The organism is Acinetobacter sp. WC-743, from assembly GCF_000335555.1.
In the GTDB taxonomy this organism is placed as follows: domain Bacteria; phylum Pseudomonadota; class Gammaproteobacteria; order Pseudomonadales; family Moraxellaceae; genus Acinetobacter; species Acinetobacter bereziniae.
The window spans coordinates 136,816-153,621 of record NZ_AMFQ01000097.1; the positions used below are offsets into that span (position 1 = coordinate 136,816).

General features: G+C 36.5%; 19 protein-coding genes and 1 pseudogene. 16 read left to right on the forward strand and 4 right to left on the reverse strand.

Features of this window, described 5'->3' with window-relative positions; translation table 11 throughout:
• The first annotated feature begins 9 nt into the window (after positions 1-9).
• The 3 genes from ACINWC743_RS14330 (at position 10) to ACINWC743_RS14340 (ending at position 1,198) form a co-directional block, all read left to right on the forward strand.
• Positions 10-474 carry a hypothetical protein gene (locus ACINWC743_RS14330; RefSeq protein ID WP_009585882.1) on the forward strand — a complete coding sequence of 155 codons (465 nt, stop codon included), beginning with the start codon at positions 10-12 and terminating at the stop codon, positions 472-474.
• A gap of 62 nt (positions 475-536) precedes the next feature.
• Positions 537-917, forward strand: a complete 381-nt coding sequence (locus ACINWC743_RS14335; RefSeq protein WP_009585868.1) for a hypothetical protein — start codon at positions 537-539, stop codon at positions 915-917.
• Positions 914-1,198: a DUF4035 domain-containing protein gene (locus tag ACINWC743_RS14340; RefSeq protein ID WP_228129112.1), complete on the forward strand. Its 285-nt coding sequence runs from the start codon at positions 914-916 to the stop codon at positions 1,196-1,198. Before ACINWC743_RS14335 ends, ACINWC743_RS14340 begins: the two co-directional genes overlap by 4 nt.
• A gap of 99 nt (positions 1,199-1,297) precedes the next feature.
• Here ACINWC743_RS14340 and ACINWC743_RS24340 read toward each other — a convergent pair whose 3' ends face one another.
• Positions 1,298-1,453 carry a hypothetical protein gene (locus ACINWC743_RS24340; RefSeq protein ID WP_157432067.1) on the reverse strand — a complete coding sequence of 52 codons (156 nt, stop codon included), beginning with the start codon at positions 1,451-1,453 and terminating at the stop codon, positions 1,298-1,300.
• 124 nt (positions 1,454-1,577) lie between these two features.
• On the opposite strand from ACINWC743_RS24340, the gene ACINWC743_RS24910 reads away from it, so the two are divergent.
• The 11 genes from ACINWC743_RS24910 to ACINWC743_RS14395 all read left to right on the forward strand — a co-directional run bounded on the left by ACINWC743_RS24910 (position 1,578) and on the right by ACINWC743_RS14395 (position 12,647).
• Complete coding sequence (locus ACINWC743_RS24910; RefSeq protein WP_009585864.1) at positions 1,578-2,369, forward strand: phage antirepressor N-terminal domain-containing protein; 792 nt, start codon at positions 1,578-1,580, stop codon at positions 2,367-2,369.
• Between the two features lie 49 nt (positions 2,370-2,418).
• Positions 2,419-3,072, forward strand: coding sequence for a zinc-ribbon domain-containing protein (locus ACINWC743_RS14350; RefSeq protein ID WP_009585988.1), 654 nt, complete (start codon positions 2,419-2,421; stop codon positions 3,070-3,072).
• Between the two features lie 84 nt (positions 3,073-3,156).
• A complete protein-coding gene (locus ACINWC743_RS14355) occupies positions 3,157-5,685 on the forward strand; it encodes a hypothetical protein (RefSeq protein ID WP_009585919.1) in 2,529 nt (842 codons plus the stop codon).
• An 8-nt stretch (positions 5,686-5,693) separates the two neighbouring features.
• Positions 5,694-6,161: a hypothetical protein gene (locus ACINWC743_RS14360; protein WP_009585957.1), complete on the forward strand. Its 468-nt coding sequence runs from the start codon at positions 5,694-5,696 to the stop codon at positions 6,159-6,161.
• A complete protein-coding gene (locus tag ACINWC743_RS14365; RefSeq protein ID WP_009585912.1) occupies positions 6,162-6,668 on the forward strand; it encodes a hypothetical protein in 507 nt (168 codons plus the stop codon).
• Entirely contained in the window at positions 6,668-7,033 is a 366-nt protein-coding gene (locus tag ACINWC743_RS14370) for a hypothetical protein (RefSeq protein WP_009585898.1), read from the forward strand. Before ACINWC743_RS14365 ends, ACINWC743_RS14370 begins: the two co-directional genes overlap by 1 nt.
• Positions 7,008-9,809: a host specificity factor TipJ family phage tail protein gene (locus ACINWC743_RS14375; RefSeq protein WP_009585986.1), complete on the forward strand. Its 2,802-nt coding sequence runs from the start codon at positions 7,008-7,010 to the stop codon at positions 9,807-9,809. Before ACINWC743_RS14370 ends, ACINWC743_RS14375 begins: the two co-directional genes overlap by 26 nt.
• A 54-nt stretch (positions 9,810-9,863) precedes the next feature.
• The gene (locus ACINWC743_RS14380; protein ID WP_009585888.1) at positions 9,864-11,465 is read left to right on the forward strand and encodes a hypothetical protein; all 1,602 of its coding nucleotides are present in this window, start codon (positions 9,864-9,866) and stop codon (positions 11,463-11,465) included.
• Between the two features lie 62 nt (positions 11,466-11,527).
• Positions 11,528-11,788, forward strand: a complete 261-nt coding sequence (locus ACINWC743_RS14385) for a holin (protein WP_009585921.1) — start codon at positions 11,528-11,530, stop codon at positions 11,786-11,788.
• Positions 11,772-12,278, forward strand: coding sequence for a lysozyme (locus ACINWC743_RS14390; protein ID WP_009585891.1), 507 nt, complete (start codon positions 11,772-11,774; stop codon positions 12,276-12,278). The genes ACINWC743_RS14385 and ACINWC743_RS14390 overlap by 17 nt, the downstream gene beginning before the upstream one ends.
• Positions 12,279-12,647, forward strand: coding sequence for a DUF2746 domain-containing protein (locus tag ACINWC743_RS14395; RefSeq protein ID WP_009585881.1), 369 nt, complete (start codon positions 12,279-12,281; stop codon positions 12,645-12,647). It abuts the gene before it with no gap.
• A 167-nt stretch (positions 12,648-12,814) separates the two neighbouring features.
• Here the strand turns inward: ACINWC743_RS14395 and ACINWC743_RS14400 are convergent, their stop codons facing one another.
• The gene (locus ACINWC743_RS14400) at positions 12,815-13,258 is read right to left on the reverse strand and encodes a restriction endonuclease PLD domain-containing protein (protein ID WP_009585980.1); all 444 of its coding nucleotides are present in this window, start codon (positions 13,256-13,258) and stop codon (positions 12,815-12,817) included.
• Between the two features lie 19 nt (positions 13,259-13,277).
• On the reverse strand, positions 13,278-14,354 hold the full coding sequence (locus ACINWC743_RS14405; RefSeq protein ID WP_009585951.1) for a DNA cytosine methyltransferase: 1,077 nt from the start codon (positions 14,352-14,354) through the stop codon (positions 13,278-13,280).
• 114 nt (positions 14,355-14,468) lie between these two features.
• Between ACINWC743_RS14405 and ACINWC743_RS14410 the strand changes: the two genes are divergently transcribed.
• On the forward strand, positions 14,469-14,657 hold the full coding sequence (locus ACINWC743_RS14410) for a hypothetical protein (RefSeq protein WP_009585974.1): 189 nt from the start codon (positions 14,469-14,471) through the stop codon (positions 14,655-14,657).
• On the opposite strand, the gene ACINWC743_RS14415 is transcribed toward ACINWC743_RS14410, so the two are convergent.
• A complete protein-coding gene (locus ACINWC743_RS14415; protein ID WP_009585887.1) occupies positions 14,654-14,887 on the reverse strand; it encodes a hypothetical protein in 234 nt (77 codons plus the stop codon). The genes ACINWC743_RS14410 and ACINWC743_RS14415 overlap by 4 nt on opposite strands.
• Before the next feature lie 1,035 nt (positions 14,888-15,922).
• On the opposite strand from ACINWC743_RS14415, the pseudogene ACINWC743_RS14420 reads away from it, so the two are divergent.
• Positions 15,923-16,678 (forward strand): annotated as a pseudogene (locus ACINWC743_RS14420) (tyrosine-type recombinase/integrase); the annotation flags it as partial.
• Positions 16,679-16,806 lie beyond the last annotated feature (128 nt).

The following is a 16,806-nucleotide window of genomic DNA, read 5'->3' on the forward strand; positions in this document are numbered from 1 at the left end:
AGAGGAATTATGTCTGGTTGTGTAAATGGATTGGTAGATAGCCAAGGAGTAGGGTTATTTTTTCGTGTTCCGGGTGGCTCACCAACAGGACCATATGTAGAGGTAGGAGATGTTACCGATATCCCCTTACCTGCACCAACTCGAACACTCGATGACGTTACTACAGTTAAATCCTTATTTCAAATGCAAGCAGCAGCTGGAGTTATTACCAGTGGAAATCTTGCTGTCGAAACATTGCAAAAAACTGGAGATGAACAGCAAAAAGTTTTAATGAATCACTTTAAATTAGGCACATGCCTAGAGTGGAAAATTGATTTAGGTGATGAAGAAAAAACGACTTATGAATTTTGTGGGACTTTGAGTAAGTGTGCCCCTGTACGAGCTGCAAACAAGAAAAACCGATTGCAATTAGAAATTGGTATTTCTGGTGAAGTGGTTCATAAAGAAAATGATGTTGTGGTTACAGTTCCATAATTTTGTTTTTTATTTTCTATTTACCCGCTTTAAGCGGGTTTATTTATTTAGAGAGAAATATCATGACATTATCCGTTACTTCAGCTTTAGCTACTGCATTCCTTCAATTGGCAGAGAATCCTGTTATTGAAGTTCATAATATTGATGGTTTGGGAGATATTGGTATTAAACAACTAAGTTTGGCGGCTCAACAAGAATGGGCTTCAGCTGGTTCAGGCTTAGGTTTAGTAACACTTCTTAAAAATACAGTCTGTGATCCACATAGTGGTGATCTTGTTCTAAAACAACTACCTGATGAAGAATTAAAGAAATTACCTTTGCCAATACTAAATAATATTGTTGAAAAAGTTTACAAACAAAATGGCATCGCTATGTCCGGAGATAAAAATAATCAAAGTAACGAATCTGTTGAATTAAAAAACTCACAAGCCGACCAGAGTTGAAATTTTTATTTCAATTGGCTTGTCGGCTTGGTATGACAGCAGGTGAATTGCAGCAAAAAATGTCGTATGTAGAATTTAAATATTGGCAAGCATTCAATTCATTGGAACCTTTAGGGGTGACCAGAGAGGATATGATGCAAGCGAATATTGCAAAAACCTTAGCTGATATTCATGCGCCTAAACATGATTTAAAGCTCGATAGTTTTATGATGTTTAAGCAAAAGGTAGAAAAAACTAAGGCTGAGTTAATTTCAAATTTAAAATCATTTTTTGGGAAATAGGTGAAGCCTGTTTAAAATCGCTTGAAAAAATCATACTAAAATAACTTTTTTAGTAGTTTAATAACCTTTCTGGTGCTTTGTTTTTTGTTTTGTTTTGGGTTACGCTAATTCTGCACTAGCAAAATCTAGTGTTTGGATTGGTCTCCAATGTATCCCAAGTGCATAAACCGCACTTAAAGGTGTGTCCATAATGGACATACCCAATAATTGCGGTTTTTTATGCATCAGCATCGCTGCGCCTTTATGGTGGGGCATGTAAGAGTATCGAAAGATACGCTGTAACCTTGGGAACAGTAAGGCCAATCTTGCATGTCCTGCCACCTTAATTGATTGGTCTCAAAAGGTGGTGGATTCTCTTTATTCCTAAGGAGTATTCATCATGAATGCTAAAATTCAATTAGTTAAATTTAATCATCATCAAATTCCAGTTTATTTTATAGGTGATGAGCCTTATGTCGCCATGAAGCCGATATGTGAGAACATTGGTTTGCAGTGGGAAGCGCAACGGCAAAGAATTAAACGTAATCATGCCCTTAGTCAAGGTGCCTGTATGATAAAGGCACCTTCAAAAGGTGGCGAACAAGAAGTTTTAACTTTACCTATTGGCTACCTTAACGGCTGGCTATTTGGTATAGATGTAAATCGAGTCAAACCTGAAATCAAAGATACCTTGGTGAAGTACCAGTTAGAATGCTATGACGTTCTGTATAAGCATTTTATGCCTAAAGCTGTAAAACAAATTGATCATCGCCAATATGTTTCTAAAAAAGAGCATGATGAGATGGTTTTAAAATACCATCGTTTATTTCGGACCTATGATGATTCTATCGATGTTTTAAGAAATCAGGTGCGTCAAATGGAAACCAAAAACCGACGTTATGATATTCAACAACATCAGCGGTCTGTAACAATTGAATGGATTAGCCAAAGTTATAATATCCCAGTTGATATTGTGATTGAGGAACTTGAGATTGCACAATTGATCGAAAAGCGCAATCCCTATGTTAAAGGCGCGCCTTTGATTTGGACGCTTTCACCACGTAATAAACATATGGATTTCGTGATTATCGACAGTATTGTTGAAGCGGGGCAGGCAAAGGATCAGATAAGGCTGACTGAAGATGGTGCTTTTTATGTGAAGCAACTTTTGCAAAAACGCTTGAAGTTATAATTCTGAAAAGGCTATATTCTAACCTCTTTAAAATAATTAAGGGGTTAGGATGGCAATACATCCTTGTAAAGAATGTGGCGCACAAGTTAGCGACAAGGCAAAGAATTGTCCTCAATGTGGAGCTAAAATAGTTAAACAAGTTCCGAGCTGGATTGTTGTAGCTATCATTTTTATTGCGTGTGCTTGGGTATATAGTTGTGTTTCTGACAAATCAAAAAGTAGTTCTCAGGTTAGTGTTAATAGCGCAAGCCAAAGTAAGCAATCAGAGGAACTAAAAAAAGAAAATTGGGAATATTTAAATAAGAAAGACGACATGCGTGATATAGAGACAAAATTCGCTTTTAATGAAAGTTTAAATAGTGTGGATTTTGATTTTCCGTATTCAGGGGGATCTAAACTTACATTAATTTTAAGGAAAAATCCTAAAAATAGAGATGTGATGTTATCAATTTCTAAAGGTCAGTTTATATGTGGAATAAGTGATTGTGAAGCTCAATTTAAATTTGATGATAATCCTATCAAATCAATCACTATGTCCGAGTCAGATACTCATAAATCTGATACATTATTTGTCACTTTTGATAAAACTGAAGATGAAATTATTAATAAATTAAAATCCTCTAAGAAACTTGTTGTTGAAGTTAAGTTTTATCAAGAAGGTGCTAAACAATTTACGTTTGATGTGTCAAATTTAAACTGGTGATTACCAAAATTCTGTGACCAATCTGTATTGGATTATTAATTAAACATACCTCGCTAAAGCGAGGTTTTTTTATGGATTAAATTTATGTCAGATATATTAAGCCGTGTTCAAATTTTGCTTGATGCAAATACAGCACGTTTTGAGCAGAATATGCGTAATGCCCAAAGCACATCTACAACCACCTTTACAAAAATCGCAGATGGCGCAAAAAAAATGGCTGGTGTCGTTGCGACTGCGGCTGTCACGGGTGCAACAGCTTTAGTCGCCTATGGCAATGAGCACATTAAAGTCATTGATGAATTAGAGAAGTATGCCTACCTATCTGATGCAACTTTTGAAAATTTTCAACGTCAAGCTATTGGTGCAAGTGCTTTAGGATTTGAAACAGAAAAATTAGCTGACATGTATAAGGACTTCAATGAGAAACTTGGGGAATTTAATACCAATGGTGGTGGTGGTGCTAAAGACTTTTTTGAACAGGTTGCTTTAAAGACTGAGGGGTCATCTAAAGCAGCATTGAAATTGATGAAAGATCTTGCAGATTTATCTGGCCCTGAAGGTTTGGAACTTTATGTAAAAAAAATGCAAGAAGCAAATTTATCGAATGAGCAAATGTCGTTTCTTTCTGAAAGTATGGCATCAGATTTAACTGGATTATTACCTCTATTGGTAAATAATGCTGAAGGTATGCACCTCTGGGCAGATGCTGGTGAACGTGCAGGTGTCATCATTAATGATGAAACAAGAGAGGCTGCAAAAGCTTTAAAAGTTGAAATAAAACTTTTAGATATGCAAATGGAAGGTGCAAAAAATCAGGTTATGCAAGCATTGCTTCCAGCTATGGTTGATATAACTTCTGCTTTTTTAACATCTGAGGGTGGAACAATTTCATTAACTGGAGCAACTGAAACATTGGCAACTGGATTGAAATGGTTAGCTAAAGTCGGTCTGGGAGTAGTAGCTGTATTCGATATAGTTGGAACCACATTGGGTGGCACAGCAGCAGCAATGGCAAGTTCAGACGTGCGAGCTGAAGATGTTATTCAAGATTTAGAAAAAAAGATTGCTGGTTATGGCGATAAATTTGATCGTATCAATGGTGAAGGTGGAGTTACTGACTCCCAAAAGAAACGGTTGATTGAAATTGAACAAGAACGCGCAAAACTAGCTGGTTCAACTGCTAAAAATTATCAAGCACAAACTCAAGGTATGAAAGATTTTGCAGATAAACAGGATGAGGCAGCAAAAAAAGCAGGTAAACACGAAAAAGCTCAAAAGGGGGTAAATAAGACATACGAAGATGCTAAAAAGCTTTTATATGATTATGGTACCGAATTTCAACGAATCGATTATGATTTGAAAAATGAGTCTACTTTAATCTATGGTGCTGCATTAAAATCGGATGCTAAAGCAAGAATGATTGCTGAAGCCAAAGAAATTAGCGATGCACGTAAACGAGTGTATTTACTTGAATATGAGAAAGATCTTGATTCATGGAGTTGGAATGAAGATCAAAAATTACAAAAAACATTCGATATGGAAAAAGCTAAAGTTAATGCAATCAAAGGAATGAGCAAAGATGAAAAAAAACTTCGTAATGATTCTCTAGGTGAAGCTCACGAGCATGAGATGGCTTGGCTTAAGCTTGAGCAAGCACAAAGGTTAAATAATGCCCAAGAAGCTTTTCAGACAGAGATGCAGAAAATTACTTCTAAATATGAGTTTGAACGTGAGCAAATTCGTTTAAATATGTCTTTATCTGGAGAGGATAAAAATGCACTTATTGGTGCTTCTGAACGAACTCAAGATTTAGAGAATGATGAACGAAGAAGAAGAGCTTGGAATGATTTCCAAGATGCTTCTGGAATAGATACATCTGCTGATGATGCACAATCAAATCGTAATGAAGCATTTAAACAGGCTTTTGAATGGCAATTGATCACTCAGGAAGAGTATCAAAGTTTATTGCTCGAAAGTGAAATCAAATACCATAAAGCCAAAGCAGAAATAGGTTTAGCTTCTGCAAGTTCAACAATGTCTAATTTGACAGAACTATCTGGATCAATGCTTGGTGAACAATCATCTGCCTATAAAGCAATGTTTGCAATGTCTAAAGCTTTTGCTGTTGCAAAAGCTTTAATGAGTGTAAATGAAACATATTTGGAAACATATAAATCAGTGTCTATGATTCCATTGGTTGGTCCATATATAGCACCTGCAATGGCGGCAGGTGCTGTAGCGGTTCAATTGGTGCATGCTGCACAAATTAAAGATGTTCAATTAGGCGGTATCTTTCATGGTGGGTATGATTATGTACCAGAGGAAGCTACCTATTTGCTTGACGAAGGAGAGCGAGTTCTTTCTCCACGTCAAAATAGCGATTTCACTGAATTTCTTCAACGTGAAAATGATGGTCAAACTGGATATAACTTAACTGTTAATGTCCAAACTTTACCTGGGACTACAGCAGAGGTATCAATGCAAGATGGCCAACTCAATGTCCAAATGATTCGTAAAGAGATTGACGAATATTTACCAAGTCAAATGAGTCGAGCTAATTCTCCAATTTCTCAGGCATTTAGTACTTATTATGCAGTTCCAAGAGTTCGATAGGAGTTAGTATGGATCGTTTGATGATTCCTGTATTACTTCAGGGCTATTCATTTTCTCCAGGTAATAATTTGCGCGAACAAAAACTTGAAGGAGGTATGCCTCGTTCAGTTATTAAGTTTGTTGGAGCTGTGCATTCAGTAAATGCTACGATTGCTTGTTTAGATGAAAGTTATCAGCAGTATTTTTGGGCATTTTGGCGTCAAAACCAAATGAAAACTTGGATTTGGGATTTGGTTTTAGATAATGGGAATCTTGAGGAATGTGAATGTCGTTTTACTTCTGATAGCTTGCCAACTGAGTCCAATCGTGGAAGTGAATATCTAAGATTGAGTTTTCAAGTTTTGGTTATGCCTAAAATTCGAGATCCTAATTTTGACCGTTGGTTAATTGATATGTGGCAAAATGGGAAAATCAATGAGATCAGAGATTTAGAAAAAATTCCGAATGTCTGGATGCCTGCTGCAACGGGGGTGTAAATGCAAATTTCTGAAGATATGCTTAAAGTGCTTGATCAATCCAATGGTCGATATGGAATGATTGAGTGTATTGAGATCAGTCATCCAAAGTGGCCATCCGTTCAACGTTTTGTGACCAATTCAAATTTGAATCTGGTGCTCAAGCATGAAGATGGACAAAGCTTCGAATATGCTTTTGCACCGTTGAATATTTCTAAAACTGCTGAAAGTGGCAACTTGGATCAAGGTCTAAATATTAAAATCGGTGATGTTGGGGAGCTAATACCTGACTTGATCGATTTAATACTTGATGATGAAGATATTGAGTTGCCAAAGGTGAATTATCGAGCTTATTTTATTGGGCAATATGATTCACCTGTTGTTGTTGCACGTGCGTTAGATTTAGAAAGTATTACAAGGGATTGGAAAGGTTCTGAGTGTGAAGTTGTTGCACCAGGACTGAATGATAATGGCAACGGTGAAGTCTATTCAGCGAGCACTGATCCGAGTTTGATAAGTTTCTACTAATGAATGATTTATTTAACTGTGTCTATGACAAGCAAAGATTTCACTGCGTTCATTTCGTGATAAAAGCTGCTCAATTGCTGTATCAAAAAGATTATTCATCCAGTTTTATTGGTTTGACTGATTCGCTTGATCAGGCATTGCAGACATCACGAAATACAGTGATTCAAAATAAGCGTTTAGAAAAGCCAATTGATGGTTGCATCGTCCTGATGACCTACTTTAACGGAAGCTCACATTGTGGGCTTTTTTTTCGTCAACGAATTTTTCATTTGTGTGAAGCTGGAGTACAGCGGATCACATTAGAGCAAGCAAAACCGATTTACAAAAGGATTCGTTTTTATGAGCCAAATCTTAATCATACATAATGCTTTAGATCAGCATGAAAACGAAACGATTCATTCTGATAGCGTGTTGAAAACGTTTCTAGAGATTCGTGTCAAACATCCGCAGGCACGTATCTTTAAAGGGCATCAGCCTTGTGCTGAAACAGATGTGACGCCAGCACGTGATGATAAGCAGGCAATAGCACGACTACTTGAATCTAATGATGATTTTTCAATTGTCACTTATCCTGGTGAATTTGCTTCAGCTGTGACTTGGATTGCGACAAAGCTTTTGGGCCAAGCGGTTCAATCTTTGGTGAAAATGCCAAAATTGAATAATGGTGAATCTTCAGGATCAAGTAACAACAACCTATCCAATCCTGAAAACAAGCAACGAATTAAAGAACGTGTACCTTATATATTAGGTGGACCAAAAGCGATTCCAGATTTATTTGCAAATCCTGTTCGATATTTTAAAGATGGGATTGAGGTTGAAGAGTTGTTGCTTTGTGTGTGTGAGAACCCTGTAAAACTATCAAATTTCAAAGAAGGTGATACGCCAATTCAAGAAATTTCAGGCAAATCAATCACTGCATATGGTTTAAATCAAAGCATTATTGGACCAGATAACATATTTAAATGGGGTGATACATTTACTGATCCTCCATTGGTGGCCAAACAAAATAATTCTGTGAATGGTCAAACTTTGCTTTCACCGAATTCAACACGTTCAGAGAATTCAGATATTTATTTTCAATATCCAAATCTGATTAAGTGTCTAGACTCAAGTACAGTTGATGATTTTGAAGATTTTAATATCAATGAGACGATTATTATTGAGGGAGCCAACTTCGGTATAGCTGACTTAACAATTACTGGTAGTGTTCAAATTGATAATGTCGCAGAAACAATTGCGATTAGTTCTACACAAACAGCAGCAGGCTATGCGGATTATCGCAAAATCAATATCACCGCAATGTTAATCACTGATCCAGTGAATGGTCAACTTGATTTGGCTGGCTTATATGACATTGAGTCCATTGAATATAGCGGTGGTATTTACACTGTCAAACTTTTAAACCCAACAGATACCAATACAAATTTTGCAAATTTGACTCAGGTTGCAACAACCAACATGAGCGCAAATTTAACAGCCAATACCGAAAACATCTATTTAGATGGTGCTTATACTGTGTCAGGTATAGACCGAGCAAATAAGCAACTGTCATTGGTTTCACCTAGTGCAGTGAATTCGGATTGGGATAAATTAGCGGATCTCACAGGGCAACAAACTAAAACAGCTCGAATAAAGTTACGTGGTGGTCAAAATAATTATGTAGGCTGGTTTACAACTGACTCGCCACTAGCGAAAGGGCTTTTGCTTAACTTTCGGGCAGGTAATGGAATTTATAGGGGTTCAGATTCTAGAACGGTGACGATAGAGGCAGAATATCAGCAAGTGGTGAATGGCACACCAACAGGTACAATTTTTAAAAAATCCATCTCTTTGGTGGGTCGTGGTGGAAATCGGGATGCGATAGGCGGCTCAATGTGGATTGATTTTACATTCACTGGAGCTGTTCGTTTTCGCGCACGTCGAACCAATGACAATGGTGATCATGATGACCTGGTTGATGAAACCAAATTCTATCTGGCATATGCCTATCATAAACTTGAAAAATTAGTTTATGACAATCGGGTGCTTGTTCGTGCTCGGACTGTAGCAACTTTAAACGCGACTAGTCAGGATTCAAGACAGCTCAATTGTATTGCTGAAAGTTTGGTCTACACCTATCGAGACGGCATTAAATCATCCGAGCGTGTTACCAGTCGTAATATTGCAGATCTTGCGATTGATGTTGCATTGCATCCGAAAATAGGACGTCGAACAATTGATGAAATTGATTTTGAGCGAATTTATGCTGCTGTCGATGAGCTGACTGCATATTTTGGATCAAACAAAATGGCTGAGTTTAACTATACATTAGACAGTACCAATACATCATTTGAAGAGATTCTGCGGATGATGGGATTTGTGACAGGCTGTCATGATCGACGAGTCAATCGTAAAACTTATTTTGATTTTGAAAGCCCTGAAAGCTTGCCAATTTTGCTGTTTAATCATCGAAATAAGCAGCCGCAAACAGAAGTTCGTACTTATAACCTAACTGTTGAGAATAAGTATGATGGCATTGAATTAACCTATGTTGATAGCGAATCTGGATGGATTGAAAAGACTTTAAAACTGCCAAATGATGCAATCAATAATCCAAAAAAAGTTGAAGGTACTGGCATCATATATAGCCAACAAGCGCATATTATCGGCTGGCGTGAGTGGAATAAACTTAAGTTCAGTCGAATCATTGTGAAGTTTGGTGCATATGCTGAAAGCGATTATGCGTTCGTTGGCGACAATATTTTGACAACGGATGATGTACGTTTGGGAGATTGTACAAGTGGTGAAATTCGAGCTTACAGTGGCTTAGAAATAACAGTTTCACAGCCATTTAATTTTGATCAATCAAAACAATACCTGATTCACTTACAAATGAAATCAGGATTTATTGATGTGATTAAAGTGAGCCAGGGAATTGATGATTATCATTTTTTACTTGAGCGTCCACCAGTTGAAAATTTTGTGATTGATGGTCAGGTTAAAACAGTTTATTCGGTCACGACGGATCAGAAACTGAATGCACAGCGTTTCATTGTATCCAAAAAATCAGCACAGCAGATTTTTGAAAATGAAATCACAGCCTACAACTTTGATGAGCGTTTTTATCGAAATGATAAAGACATCATAAACAATTTAATTTAAACCAGATTAACCACATGCCCTGAATAATCAGGGCTTTTTTATGGGGTATAGAAAATGCCAGGGATTATTGATTTAGCAGATGTTGAGCGTGATATTGCTGACATTGGTAAAACTGTAAATGAGGATACAATAGTCAATCCGCGCTCAGGATCAGATTATGATTCATTACCAAAAGTCGTGCGTGAAGCAAAAGCCAACATGGAGACAGCAACAGAGACAATCGTTGCGAGCACTGAAATTAAGTCAACTGAATTCATGAATGATTTGGCTACACGCTATTTAGCTTTATCATTGAAAGGTGACTGGCAAGCTGCAACAGCCTATGTAGTCAAGGATTTAGTATTTGTTGAAAATATTACATATATCTGCCTAGTCGGACATACATCATCATCTAATTTTCAAAATGATTTGAATGCTGGTAAATGGTTTGTTTACCAAGGTGCAACGCAAGTCGATTTGCAGAATTATCTACCCAAAACTGCTGAATTTTCTCCTGTCTTAGGTTCACCAGTCCGATTTAAATTAAATCCGATTATGGCCAGTTTTTTATATGGTATTAGTGATCCAATTCATAAGGATGATGAGCTAAACAACTTTCGCGGTTTAAATAACCAAAACGCTTGGCATGAATCAAATATTGGTATTGGTGGATTTGCTGTTGGAAGAAATAATGTTCCATTTGCGTATTTATCTAATGCTTTTGGTCATGATTGCGTAGCTTATGGTGTTGCCTCGATGGTTGGTGGGGCTGGTTCAGCCACTGGCAATCCAGACGACCCTAACGAATCTACTGGAAAATATGGGTATTGTGGATTTGTATGGGGTAAAAATACACTTGGTCCTGGACGAATCAGTAATGCGATGGGCGAGCTTTGCAAAGCAATATCAAAATTGTCCTCAGTAAATGGTTATAAAGCGATTGCAGGACCTGCTTTACCTGATCATCCAGATTATCTGCCTGATGGAGCTGAAGGTGTAGCAGCACGTGCATATGGTTATGAGGTTGAAGCTTTTGGTAACTTTGCTGTTGCAATGGGCGCTTTTCTAAAAGCATTTAATGGTGCAATGCTCATTGGCAAGGGGGCGATAACTGAAAAAGGCATCTTTGAACTTATTCTTAGTAAAAGAGGTGTTGGGATTGGTTATAATGTAGATCTCCCAACAATATTCTGTAAAGAAGGTCCAGGTGTTGAGGGTGCTCATGCTTGGGTAGGATTCAATACAGATAACCCTGTGTCTAAATATGATCACAGACTTGAGCAATCAGATACAGTAAGTTATACGATTGATGCTCAAGGTAGTAATTCAACACTTGTTGCTTTTGAAGTGAAAGGTCTACTTGCCAATGGTAAATATGGAAGTCTACATAATGTGATTGTTACGCATACCAATGCAGGGCAACCTTATGGAATAGTTCAATACAGATTGAATGGACAAGAATATCTTACTGTAGATCAGACTAGAATACCAAAATTCACCAAAGAAGTTGAATCTTTACTTGGTTTCATGGTTGCTGGTGATCGTGTCATCGGCGGTCAAATGCCTGCAATCGCTGATTTGCCTTCAACAGCCACCTTAGAGGACGTTATTGCAAAAGTTAATGTATTGCTTGCAAGCTTAAGAGAAGAAAGTGGTCATGGCTTAATCGCAAAATAGTTCTTTAAATTTAATGGCACCCAAGCGGGTGCTTTTTTATTGCCAAAAATTAGGGGGTATCAATGGCAGATAATCAACAAATTGTAGAGGCTTCAACAGGTGTGGCAGCTAGCAAAGTCATTACATATGGTGGTAGTGCAAGTGGAGCTATTACTGCATGGCTTGGGAGTATTGATCTTGCGTTTTGGTTCAGTATTTTGATTGCGATAGCGGGCTTAATCATGAACTGGTATTTCGCACGTAAGAAAGATAAACGCGATGAACTTGAACATAAAGCATATTTGGAAAGCTTAAAGGATAAATGCAATGTCAAACAAGACTAAATATATAGTGGTGGGTCTAGCAGCTTCAGCTGCTTTTTTTACGTCATTAATTAAGTATGAAGGCTATGAGCCAAAGCCTTATTTAGATAGCGCAAAAGTAGCAACAATTGGTATTGGTTCAACTCAGTACGAAAACGGCACAAAAGTCAAAATGACTGACAAGCCGATCACTAAAGAACGTGCTGTTCAGATTGCAAAGGCTCATATCGCAAAAGATGAAGTTGCTTTTCGTAAGTCGTTGCAGGGCGTGAAGCTTACTCAGACTGAATATGATGTGTATCTAGACTTTGTTTATAACTACGGTCAGGCAAATTGGAACGGCTCATCAATGCTTAGAAATCTCAAAGCAGGGCAATACAAACAAGCATGTACTTCATTACTTAAATATAAATACGTTGCTAAGCGCGATTGTAGTATCCGCTCAAATGGTTGCTATGGCGTTTGGACACGGCAATTAGATCGATATAACAAGTGTATGGGGGTGCAGTAAATGCCAATAGCCGATATTGTATGGAAGTATAAAAAATGGATCGCAATTGCGGTCTTTATTTTTTTATACCTGGTGCAAATTGCTTATACAAATCATCTAAGTGGAAAACTTCAAATTGCTGAACAGAAATGTGCAACCAAGGTTCAAAAACTTAAAGATGATCAGCAAAAGGCATTGGTCGAAAAACAAAACAATATAAACAAAGTGAGCGCAGATTATGAGCAACTTAAATCAGAACAACGTGTCAAAGTCGAAACAGTTACACGTGAAGTGCAAAAGATCATTGAGCGTCCTGTTTATAACAACGTTTGTATTGATGATGACGGCTTGCGCAACATCAACTCACTTATCCCCGACGATTCCAGCTAATCTGACCGTACCTTGCCCTAAACTCTTAAAACTTGAGTCTGGGCAGGGAAAAGAAATAACCCTATGGATCATTGATACTATCGCAAAATACAATGAGTGTAGTGCTTTGAATGATGCGAAGAATAAAGCCCTCAATTGAGGGCTTTATTTTTTGATTAATTTATAGATTAATCTTCAACAGGCACTTCAAAACTCATAATAAAATTTTTATCAGACTTTTTATAAAAAGTAACATCCGTTCTGCCGTAATTTTCTAAATCACGCTTAGTTACAGGGTCGAATTGTCCAATATCCATTTTCTCTCTTATATACTGACCTAATAGTGATATATCACCGACTGTGGTGATGGCTTTTCCATCTGTTTGCTGTCTAACACAATTGAATACTTTATTGTCAATTGTCGTAACTGTGAAATGTTCACCAGCAAGCGGGAAAAAGCCTGTATTTTGTTCTTTTGAAGGTAGCGGAATATACATTTCATCCCCTTCACGGTTGTCTCGCTGTCCCCAATTGGGTCCAGATTTTTCACCTGTTTCATCACCCGTCTGCTTAAGTAGGGTTAAAGTAAGATGTGGATAATTATTAAAAAGGTCTTTTTCTTCCGGAGTCATAGTATTTCTCTTAATTAAACTAATGAATAAGAGGCTTTATACTACACTCAATTTTTTCGTATTGTTCATTTGCCAAACACTTAAATAAACTTTCGATTATAATTTGCACACCTTTACTTGGAACAGCCATACCAATTTGCTTTCTAACATTTTCTTTTGATCCGATGAATTTGAAATTATCAGGAAAAGTTTGCAATCTTGCCCGCTCTCTATTGGTTAAAGCTCGTGGTTCACTCCAGTGATACATATGAGTACCACCTCCACCACTGCCTGTTACTGTGTATGCAGGCTTATTTGGATCTAATCGCTTATAAATCTGACTTATTTTTGCGCCCTTAACATTAAGTTGGAGGTGAGATGGTATATCCGCTGTAAATGCATTTTCACCTGGCTTGATATATTTCAATCTTTCAATCACAGATTTTGTATGTGTTGTATGCTCATTATTATCAGCAGACAATGGGATTGGTGGGTTTTCGATTGCATTACGACAAGTTATATCTATGTTTTCAAATGGTGCGGGTGATGGTGGGTAAAAACGGACATTAATATCTTTACGTATACCTATAATTATTATTCTTTTTCTTGCTTGAGGAACACCGTATTTATCAAATGAATAAAGATGAGGATAAACTGAATACCCAGCTTTAAACAGATCCTGTAGAATTTTCTTTAAAGCACCTTCGTCATCAGATGATGATAATCCTTCAACATTTTCAGCTAAAAACCATTTAGGCTTAAATTCTTCAAGTACTTTAACACCATACTTGTAGAGTGCACCAAACTCACCATTGATACCTTTTTTCTGACCTACAGCACTATAATCATTACACGGGAAACCAAATGCCAATGCATCAATATCGGAAATAGACTTTAATTTTTCAATATCAAGTTTTCGAATATCTTCACATATAACAGATGACTTGTTTCCATCACATATATTTTCTGCATAAGTATTACAGGTATCAGCATCATAGTCTGTTGCCCATACATGCTTCACTTTAAATTTATTGTGAAGAGCTGATTTAGCACCAAGCGCGATTCCTCCTGGACCACAGAACAACTCACCTAGTTTGAAAGACTCAATGTTTTTCACAATCTGACCTAAAGTTTACCAAAAAATACAAAAGCAGCTTAGCAGCTTTTGATTAATCATGCAAACTATTTAATTTGTTTTGTAGTATACATAGTGCTGTCTGTATTGATGCTGATGGGTTGCAGCACATCAACTCGCTTATCTCCGACGATTCCAGCTAATCTGATTGTACCTTGCCCAGATCTCCAGCAATTAGAAGATGGAATGGGGCGTACTTTATTGCTTTGGTCTGTTGATACGATTGCAAAATACAATGATTGTAAAGCTCGTCATTTAGCAATAATTGAAGTATTAAAAGACTAAAGCCAGCATTCTTGGACTAAAGCATTTTTATAGAAAGATTTTTTCCAATTCTTAGCAAGAAGATCTTGGGCTTCTTGCTTTGATAAAAACTTATATGCTTTATCTTCATCATCAGTCCAAGAATAATTTGTTGTTACCGCAGTATCAATATCTGAATAATCATCATAGTTGTAATGATTTTCTTCAGTAATCGCTAAAAACAAATTGTCCTTTATAATTCGAAATGCCATAAATAATCCTCAATTTGATAATATAATATACAAAAACAAGGAATGTAAACAAATAACAATAAAGTTAATTATGTTATTGAGTTTTAATGAATTTATTTAATTTTTTGAAAATAGGCTATTTATTAAACAAAATATTTTTTTGTTCATAATCTGTCTAATAAAGTCGTCATATTAATGGTTTATCCACATAGTTATCATCATCTTGTAAATAAAGAAGAATTTTATAAGTATTTGTATATAAGGTATTTATAATAAATTGGTTTTATTAAAAATTGAAAATGTAAAAAAAAGAACTGTTTATAGATAAAACATTGTTGGAATGTCAATATTGATTAAACTGGTAAAAACATACAATATGGTTGAGAGTTCAAGGTTAAAGACTAACTTTGGAGAGGGACTGCTCTTAATCTAACCGTCTAAAATCAAATTAAGAGCAGTGTGTTGAAAGTGTATTTCTACACTATCTAAATATGCTGATCTTGATGTGCATATTTACTCTTGTACTATTTAACAGTATAGGGGAAGTAATATCAAGTGATGCTCTATTACGGAGAGCTACAATGAGTACAGTTGTATTCTATTGTTTGCAATTTATCAGCTTGTTAGCTGATTTACTGCAAATCGCTGATTTCATCCTGAGATAAATAATAGACCGCCTTTAGAGGCGGTTTTTATTATTCATTTTAAAAATAATCTTTCCAAAAATTGCCACATTTTTTGCCACAGATATTTAATATCTAGTGATATACTATCAACTATAAAAGTTTTAACTTATTGATTTAAAACATCATTAATGTGATATAGCTTTATTGATTATTGTGAAAGTGGGTTCAACTCCCGCCATCTCCACCAAAATTCAATTCAGAGAAGTTTGACTGAATGTAAAAAAGCCTTTAAGTTCAATGCTTAAAGGCTTTTTTATTTGCCTGTTTGTCCGATATCATCCGACTTGATTTGACCTAATTTTTGCCTTCTCTGGGTAATTATTGGGAAAATTTACCCAATTATTTTAGTCTAGATAAAAGGTAAATACTGATGAAGCTTACCGATACAGAATGCAGAAAAGCACAGCCAAAAGAAAAACGATATCGCCTTTCGGATGAGAATGGTCTATCACTTCTCGTAACGCCATCAGGGCAAAAATACTGGAACATACGCTTTACTGTTCTTGGTGAGCGTAAGTCAGAGTCACTTGGTCAATATCCTGATATGAGTTTAAAGAAAGCAAGGGAGCTTGCACTTGAACTGAAATACAAATATTCCAAGTCAGTGTTGCACGAGGAAATTAAGCCATTTTTTAAAGAGGTAGCAGAAGATTGGTTTGATAATCAAAGAGAAACTTGGTCATCCAAACATATTAGTAATGTGCGAGCATCTTTGGATGAGCTTTACCTTGCTCTCGCAACTAAGCGTATTAATCAAATTCAAGCTCCAGAGATTTTGCAAATCATTAAAAAGATCGAAGCTAGAGGCTCATTAGAGGTGGCTAAGCGTACTTTGTCTCGTTGTAGTATGGTCATGAAATATGCCATTGCTCATGGCTATCGATATGATAATCCAGCGAGTGATTTGATCTATGCACTCAAGAATAAAAAAGTGAAGAATTTGGCTTCATTATCAGAAAGTGAAATGCCTGAATTTTTAAGAAAAATTAAAACTTATCCATCAGATGCTCAAACTCACCATGCAATAATTATGATCATGCTTACTGGTGTTCGAGTAAGTGAGTTACTGCAAGCACGTTGGGATGAATTTGGTCTGGAAGAGCGTAAATGGGATATCCCTGCTGAAGGTAATACTCCCATTTTTAATTGATTTAATAAGTAGAAAGGCAAAGTCCTTATCATTGTTTAAATTTAGGTGGTTTACCATCAACTGACATATGTGGGCGTTCATGATTATAAAAGTGTTGCCATATC

Excerpts from the sequence above, each read along its gene's own strand:
- ACINWC743_RS14330 (WP_009585882.1), top strand. The coding sequence starts at position 10 with ATGTCTGGTTGTGTAAATGGATTGGTAGATAGCCAAGGAGTAGGGTTA.
- ACINWC743_RS14335 (WP_009585868.1), top strand. The coding sequence starts at position 537 with ATGACATTATCCGTTACTTCAGCTTTAGCTACTGCATTCCTTCAATTG.
- ACINWC743_RS24340 (WP_157432067.1), bottom strand. The coding sequence starts at position 1,453 with ATGCCCCACCATAAAGGCGCAGCGATGCTGATGCATAAAAAACCGCAA.
- ACINWC743_RS24910 (WP_009585864.1), top strand. The coding sequence starts at position 1,578 with ATGAATGCTAAAATTCAATTAGTTAAATTTAATCATCATCAAATTCCA.
- ACINWC743_RS14350 (WP_009585988.1), top strand. The coding sequence starts at position 2,419 with ATGGCAATACATCCTTGTAAAGAATGTGGCGCACAAGTTAGCGACAAG.
- ACINWC743_RS14355 (WP_009585919.1), top strand. The coding sequence starts at position 3,157 with ATGTCAGATATATTAAGCCGTGTTCAAATTTTGCTTGATGCAAATACA.
- ACINWC743_RS14360 (WP_009585957.1), top strand. The coding sequence starts at position 5,694 with ATGGATCGTTTGATGATTCCTGTATTACTTCAGGGCTATTCATTTTCT.
- ACINWC743_RS14365 (WP_009585912.1), top strand. The coding sequence starts at position 6,162 with ATGCAAATTTCTGAAGATATGCTTAAAGTGCTTGATCAATCCAATGGT.
- ACINWC743_RS14370 (WP_009585898.1), top strand. The coding sequence starts at position 6,668 with ATGAATGATTTATTTAACTGTGTCTATGACAAGCAAAGATTTCACTGC.
- ACINWC743_RS14375 (WP_009585986.1), top strand. The coding sequence starts at position 7,008 with ATGAGCCAAATCTTAATCATACATAATGCTTTAGATCAGCATGAAAAC.
- ACINWC743_RS14380 (WP_009585888.1), top strand. The coding sequence starts at position 9,864 with ATGCCAGGGATTATTGATTTAGCAGATGTTGAGCGTGATATTGCTGAC.
- ACINWC743_RS14385 (WP_009585921.1), top strand. The coding sequence starts at position 11,528 with ATGGCAGATAATCAACAAATTGTAGAGGCTTCAACAGGTGTGGCAGCT.
- ACINWC743_RS14390 (WP_009585891.1), top strand. The coding sequence starts at position 11,772 with ATGTCAAACAAGACTAAATATATAGTGGTGGGTCTAGCAGCTTCAGCT.
- ACINWC743_RS14395 (WP_009585881.1), top strand. The coding sequence starts at position 12,279 with ATGCCAATAGCCGATATTGTATGGAAGTATAAAAAATGGATCGCAATT.
- ACINWC743_RS14400 (WP_009585980.1), bottom strand. The coding sequence starts at position 13,258 with ATGACTCCGGAAGAAAAAGACCTTTTTAATAATTATCCACATCTTACT.
- ACINWC743_RS14410 (WP_009585974.1), top strand. The coding sequence starts at position 14,469 with ATGGGTTGCAGCACATCAACTCGCTTATCTCCGACGATTCCAGCTAAT.
- ACINWC743_RS14415 (WP_009585887.1), bottom strand. The coding sequence starts at position 14,887 with ATGGCATTTCGAATTATAAAGGACAATTTGTTTTTAGCGATTACTGAA.